The following is a 6,000-nucleotide window of genomic DNA, read 5'->3' as shown; positions in this document are numbered from 1 at the left end:
GTTTTATTCCCTTCACAGACTGCTGTCCATACCATTGTGCCTGCACCCTTGCAATCTCTTTATGAAAATATCTTTCCAATCTTTTACCTGAAACGGGTGCTCTTTGAACGGACGAAGACGCTCAATCTCAATTTCTATGATTCTTTCTTCGTTTTCTCCTGATTGTCTGTTTGGCTCAGCCATCTTGACTCCTTTCCTCCAGGATTCAGGACACTAAAAAATGCCTGCCTGGAACTTTTATAGATAGTAAAGTTCCAAACAGACATTGCTGTTTGACCATTAGCTGTAGCTAATAGAATTGAATACTGTTTCAGCTAATTTATGTTTGCAGATTTGGGAGAGATTATTTCTTTTCCCGCCTTTTCTCTGATTTACATCCCCGAATAAGGGGTGACAACGGAGCGGAACCCAAATGTTAGCTGGACTTCTTAAAACCCATGTTTGCAAACCGGTGATTTTGATTAGCTGTCAGCTAACAAAAATCGGATTGCGTTAGCTGGAAATTGATCATTTTGAATGGAATTTCATCTCACGAACGTGATTAGAAAATAACAAAAGCGTTCGTTGTCAGCTAATCCAGCTAACATTTTCGAACGCTTTGAAGCCCGTCGCCAAGAGGATTTGAACCTCCGACCCCTCGCTTAGGAGTAGACCCGATACGACATCGGGAAGTGGCATCTAATGCTTAAAAATGCTTGGAAATACAAGGTTTTTCAGCATTTCAAATCCCATCTGATACTACGCTGTGATAGCTAATTCAGAGGGATTTTACACCGTCCGATTGGCTCGAAATTAGCAAGTCTTTCGATTTTTGGTGGACGTTGCAAGTGCAAGTAAATGTCACTATGTAACTTCTCGTGATGCGAAATGATAGGAAATCCTATTCATTCTCGTGTGAGGGTGCGGGTGTCCTTAGACACAGATTTCAGTCTGTTTTATATATCATTTCAAAATGAATTTTTCAACCAGAATTATTAAGAATTTCAAAGGTTTTTCAGACTCAATGATTCTATGTAATTTAGACCCGCCGAAGCAGGTCTTTTTTTATTTCAGCATAATCTCTCTATCCTCAGCGCCGAGCATATAAGCACCCTTGGCAAAAGCATCCCTTGCAAGAAGCTCTGCTACATCAACCCTATCGAACAGCATCCATATTTCTTTCTCTTTCGGAGTCAGTTCATGGCTATGGTCAAACAAATGCTCAAGTCCCAATCCTTCAAGCAATGCCGACTTTGCTGCTTTGTATTCCTCAGCTCTGCCAACATATTCGTCGTTCCTTTCCTTGGAAAATGCCTCGATATTGTCAGCTCTCAGATGCTCGTAATACTCGTCCATAAAGATTCTATCCATACTCGTTGACCTCCATAACAAAAAAATAAGGGCAGACCCTTTTACAGCTATTGTAGCTATGTAAAAGGATCTGCCCTTGCAGTTACTATAATGTTTTTGCCAGCGACTTCAGGAGTGCTGCCATTTCCGGATTTTGCAGAAGCTTCAGAAGAAGTTCTTTATCATCAGCGGAGCTTTCCGTTGCGGCTGGTTGAACCGGCTCAGGCGTTGCCTGTCTGCCTGAGTAGAACGCAGCTTCCATTCTTTCAGCGTTCAGTCTGCGGTCATCGTCGATGATATGGGAGTAAACATCCGCTACCATCTTGACCTGTGCATGACCGGAATCGCCTTGAACGGATTTCATATCGCCGCCGTTCAGCTTCAGCTTGTAAGTGATACTGGAATGTCGGAGACTATGGAAAACCACTTTCGGCAGTCCCTTCTCCTCAATCAGCTTATTGAAAGCACGGTTGATAACCTGCCCCTCAATCGGCTTGCCATTGGAAGAACAGAAAACCAGATTGAAGTCTACGAACTCGTCACCGAAAAGGTCTTTCAGTTCTTCGATGTCAGCCTTTCGCTGTACCAACATTTCCGCTACGGTTTTCGGTAAGAACACCTTGCGGACACTTGTTTTGGTCTTAGGAGTTTTGAGAACCAATGCGGTATGCGTACTGGCGAAGGTCGGTGGGAACTTGAACATGATGTCCTTACCGTCCAGATCTGCCATCGCTTCACGATTTACTCTCTGCAACTCCTTTTCAACGAAGATGCTTGCCTGACCAAGTTCAATACTGGTGGGGGAAATGTCAATACAGTCCCAGGTAAGCCCCAGAAGCTCGCCCATTCGCAGGGAACAGGAGAAGGCAAGGTTAATAGCCAGACGAAGAATATCATCGTCACAGGCTTCCAGAGCCTTCTGGAGCACTTCTGCTGTCCAGATATCCCTGGTCTTGTGTTCTTCTTTCGGCAGCGTAGCGTGCTCCACAGGGTTTCTGGTCATCAATTCCCACTTGACCGCTTGATTGAAAGCATTTCGCAATGTCTTGTGAACCTCTCGGACAGTATGCGGAGTCAGATATTCTGTACGGGCTTTTACATACTTAGAAGAAACCGCTTTGACAGAAAGCAAATCTCGGTAATACTTGTCCATGATTCTCGGCGTGACATCCTCCAGCTTCATATCACCGATGAGGGGACGAATATAGTTTGCAATCAGGCTCTTTCTGCTTTCATAGGTAGACATCGCCCAGGTGTTCACACCATAGATTGACATATACTCATCCAAAAGATCATTGACGGTTTTAGCAGAAGGGGGAATAAAGGTTCCGGACTCCTGCTCATATTCAACCTGCAACTTCCTTTTCTTTGCTTCGGCATTCGTTTCAAAGGTTTCCCACTTCTGACGCTTGTTGCCGTTCTCATCGGTGTATGTATAAACCACAGAATACTTCTTTTTTCTCTTAACGATAGATGCCATGTAATCAGCTCCTTTCCTGTCTATCTTCCGCTAACTGGTAGCGGGTCTGATTGTGATACCATTTTTCAAAGCTCTCTTTGGTAGCTCGCTTATACCTGCCAACCTTGATAAGCTCAAAATCTTCATTGGCAACGATATAGTAAATGGTCTGACGATGTACCCCAAGCATTCTTGCCATTTCCGGCAGACCGTAGGTGGATGCCATAATATCTGCATCCAGTTCCTGATCCTCTACCGTGCGGTAATCGGTTTGAGAAGCATACCATCTTTCAAAGCTCTCCTTTGTCACTCTGCGCTTGCCCAGGACATCGACCACATCAAAATGCCCTTTGGCAACCAGTTCGTAAGCAGTCGCTTCTTTCAGCCCAAGGCGCTGTCCAAGCTCCTCCATTGAATATGTAGTTTTCTTCAATTCCTCGCCGGGAGGGGTTCCATCGACCTTCTGGTATTTGAACTGATTGGCATACCATTCTTCAAAGCTGTCGATCATCACCCTCATGGTGTTGCCGACAAGAATGGTTTTGAAGTAATTCTTCTTAATGAGCCAGTATGACTCCGTTTTACCAAGACCGAGCATCCTGCCCATTTCCAGAACAGACATACTCGTGCGTTTTCTCATTTCCGCCATCGTACAACCTCCTATGTAAAAAATGTAGCCATGTGTTTCTTGTCATGGCTACATTTTATCGAACTCTCAATATGTTTTGAAGTTTGTCGCCGGGTTGTACGACGCCCTTGACAAATCTTACATTTGATGATCCAACCACTCATCAAAACTCTTTTTGGAGATTCTGATACTGCCACCGATGCGGACGCTATGGAAAACTTTCTTTTTCACAAGGTTGTATGCGCTGGTTCTGCTGATGCCCAGAATATCCTGAATCTCATCAACCGTATAGGTTCTCTTATCAAACTGAACTGCGTTAGCAGCCATCGCTTCTTCGGTGCGCTGATTCATGGCAGCGATTCTTTCTTCAAACATTTATGTTCACTCCTTCGCTCTCTTTGCTTTATGTTTTGGGGAACGCTTTTTCAGCTGTTCCATTGCCAGGCTGACAGATAAGGCTTTCTCAATCGCTACCATTTCACGGGGCGTTACCTTACCTAAGTAATTATCAATCCTGCTTTTATCAATGGTACGAATCTGTTCCAGCTGAACAACGGACGCTTCTTTGAATGCAGGATTGTCGTAAATAACAAAGTGCGTCGGCATATTCGCTTTCTTATGGATTCTGGTGGTGACCGTTGCCACAATCAATGTGGGAGCGTGTTTATTACCGGTATCGTTCTGAATGACGATAACCGGACGGATGCCGCCTTGTTCCGACCCAACTACCGGGTCCAGCTTGGCGCAATAAATATCACCACGGCAATATACCCAATTTTCTTTCATCATGTGCCATGACCTCCTTTCGTTGGCTATGTAATAACTGACTGCCAGAAAGGAATCAGGCAGTCAGTCCAAAAGTCTATGTGTCCCATATTTGCCACGCACCCCTGGGAAAGAGGGCTTACGCCCTCAGGGAATCACCGAACGACTGATTGCGAATCAGTTCCATAGGAATCTAACCTCTGCCGGGTTCTCCGCCAGCTCCGTAGAGAAGTATCTTTAATCCTGTTGCTTTCATGGCCGTATTGGGAGCAACCCAATATTTACAAGCCAGTATTGATCGCTGGCATCGGGAGAGAGACAAGCGCTTAATTTATAGAAGAAAGTCGTTCTGTTTCTCTATCCGATACGTCTCGGCGTACCGCTGATGTGGCTGATGCTCTCGCACCGGCAACAGGAACGTATTCGATGACTGTGTATTCAGTTTTCAAGGATCAAGCAGCCGATTTTCTTTGGCTGTATCTAAATTGTACCTGTTCCTCATGCAAGTTTTTATTGCCTCGTAGGTATAGTTTTGAGGTTATTCACGACCTAAAAATATGTAATCAAGGGTTGTCTCAAAGCGCACAACCAGTTCGATTGCCAAATCAATAGAGATACCTCTGTTGCCGGTTTCAATTCGTGCAATGGTGTTTGCGGCAACACCTAACTGCTCCGCAAGCTGTTCCTGTGTAAGCCCATGTTCCTTTCTCAAGGCTTTAATTCTTTTTCCGCTTTCAACCAAGTCGTAATACATTTTCGTTCCTCCGTGTTTTTGAATTTGTGAAGTTGCAAAATCAAAAACAGCGGGAGGAGATCGTGCCCGATTCTCAATACCCTTTGCCATCTGCCTGTCCTCCTTGCAGGCATAAAAAAAGAGCCGGAGTAAATTACTCCAAGCTCTCGTTCATGCCTTTGTGTTAATTATGGGGGAAAATAGGCAGGTATAAAAAAAGCCCCGTACCCATTACAGGCACGAGGCGTAACTCTCTCTATTCAATTTTATGCCGCTATCTCCCAGCATAGCCATTTTAACACTGGACAAGTCGGACTTTCAGTAGGGGAACCGTCGTATTTTCATCGGATTTTAGTCGGACTAAAATCCTGTCTTAGCATTCACAATAACACAATGCTTCTTCCTCCCGGGCACTTTCCAGGAAATCTTTCAATTTAGGAATGGCTGTTCCCCAAAGTGACAGACCAAATAACAGTATCGCTTCTTTCTTTCGGTCATAGTAGGTGCTGCGTTCCATATTCAAAACCTCCAGCATTTCTGATTCCCTGTACTTGAAGCGGTTGAGATATGCCTTTGAGATAATCTCACAGTACAGAGCGCCTTTATCTGGATATTCTCTGATTTTCAACATAGCCATATCTACCAGTTCAATGATCCACTTTGTCTCAAATAAGCTGCGAATGCGTTCTTCAAATCGTTCTCTCGCTTCATCCGGAGCAAAGTTCTCCAGATAAATCAATGCACCATCTAAGCTGTCACCGTAAGTACAAATAAGGGTATCACATACATCATTCGCACGATCAATGGTAGACCAGCACACCTCTCGATATATGGATAAAATCAGCTTTGCTCTTTCATACAGAACCTTCTCGTCAATGTTCTGCATCCGGCAAAGCATTCGAATACTGCTTAATACCTGTGTATTATATCTGCTCATTCAGAATCTCCTTTCAGCCTAATCCATAAAATAAGAATTCCTTTCTAACTCCTGTCACTTGGCTAAAGGGAAACAAATACCATGGGACAAGAATGACTATAACTTCCGATATTTGATTAAAATAACAGAAGTGAAATCGGAAGTTCTTG

The 6,000-nt window shown here is 44.1% G+C and carries 7 protein-coding genes and 1 pseudogene; all 8 read right to left on the bottom strand.

Annotated features, from left to right (window positions below):
* Nucleotides 1–60: 60 nt before the first annotated feature.
* Nucleotides 61–280: pseudogene (locus GPK81_RS18675) on the bottom strand (ParB/RepB/Spo0J family partition protein); the annotation flags it as partial.
* 764 nt (nt 281–1,044) lie between these two features.
* Complete coding sequence (locus GPK81_RS06760; RefSeq protein ID WP_002304425.1) at nt 1,045–1,350, bottom strand: hypothetical protein; 306 nt, start codon at nt 1,348–1,350, stop codon at nt 1,045–1,047.
* Between the two features lie 85 nt (nt 1,351–1,435).
* Nucleotides 1,436–2,809 (bottom strand): site-specific integrase, encoded by a 1,374-nt coding sequence (locus tag GPK81_RS06755; protein ID WP_002304423.1) that lies wholly within the window; start codon nt 2,807–2,809, stop codon nt 1,436–1,438.
* Nucleotides 2,810–2,813: 4 nt separating this feature from the next.
* Entirely contained in the window at nt 2,814–3,437 is a 624-nt protein-coding gene (locus GPK81_RS06750) for a helix-turn-helix domain-containing protein (protein WP_002304420.1), read from the bottom strand.
* A gap of 117 nt (nt 3,438–3,554) precedes the next feature.
* Nucleotides 3,555–3,791 (bottom strand): helix-turn-helix domain-containing protein, encoded by a 237-nt coding sequence (locus GPK81_RS06745; RefSeq protein ID WP_002304418.1) that lies wholly within the window; start codon nt 3,789–3,791, stop codon nt 3,555–3,557.
* Between the two features lie 6 nt (nt 3,792–3,797).
* Entirely contained in the window at nt 3,798–4,205 is a 408-nt protein-coding gene (locus GPK81_RS06740; protein ID WP_002578938.1) for a type II toxin-antitoxin system PemK/MazF family toxin, read from the bottom strand.
* A 514-nt stretch (nt 4,206–4,719) separates the two neighbouring features.
* A complete protein-coding gene (locus GPK81_RS06735; protein WP_002304413.1) occupies nt 4,720–5,025 on the bottom strand; it encodes a helix-turn-helix transcriptional regulator in 306 nt (101 codons plus the stop codon).
* Between the two features lie 262 nt (nt 5,026–5,287).
* Nucleotides 5,288–5,851 (bottom strand): hypothetical protein, encoded by a 564-nt coding sequence (locus tag GPK81_RS06730; RefSeq protein ID WP_002304412.1) that lies wholly within the window; start codon nt 5,849–5,851, stop codon nt 5,288–5,290.
* Nucleotides 5,852–6,000 lie beyond the last annotated feature (149 nt).

This window comes from Blautia sp. MCC283 (assembly GCF_018785565.1).
GTDB lineage: Bacteria > Bacillota > Clostridia > Lachnospirales > Lachnospiraceae > Blautia_A.
The sequence above is the reverse complement of the archived record's forward strand: the minus strand, read 5'-3'. Positions and strand labels throughout refer to the sequence as shown.

What these genes read in the sequence shown, in the direction of transcription:
- GPK81_RS06745 (WP_002304418.1), bottom strand. Translation starts at nt 3,791, where the DNA reads ATGTTTGAAGAAAGAATCGCTGCCATGAATCAGCGCACCGAAGAAGCG.
- GPK81_RS06730 (WP_002304412.1), bottom strand. Translation starts at nt 5,851, where the DNA reads ATGAGCAGATATAATACACAGGTATTAAGCAGTATTCGAATGCTTTGC.
- GPK81_RS06750 (WP_002304420.1), bottom strand. Translation starts at nt 3,437, where the DNA reads ATGGCGGAAATGAGAAAACGCACGAGTATGTCTGTTCTGGAAATGGGC.
- GPK81_RS06760 (WP_002304425.1), bottom strand. Translation starts at nt 1,350, where the DNA reads ATGGATAGAATCTTTATGGACGAGTATTACGAGCATCTGAGAGCTGAC.
- GPK81_RS06740 (WP_002578938.1), bottom strand. Translation starts at nt 4,205, where the DNA reads ATGATGAAAGAAAATTGGGTATATTGCCGTGGTGATATTTATTGCGCC.
- GPK81_RS06755 (WP_002304423.1), bottom strand. Translation starts at nt 2,809, where the DNA reads ATGGCATCTATCGTTAAGAGAAAAAAGAAGTATTCTGTGGTTTATACA.
- GPK81_RS06735 (WP_002304413.1), bottom strand. Translation starts at nt 5,025, where the DNA reads ATGGCAAAGGGTATTGAGAATCGGGCACGATCTCCTCCCGCTGTTTTT.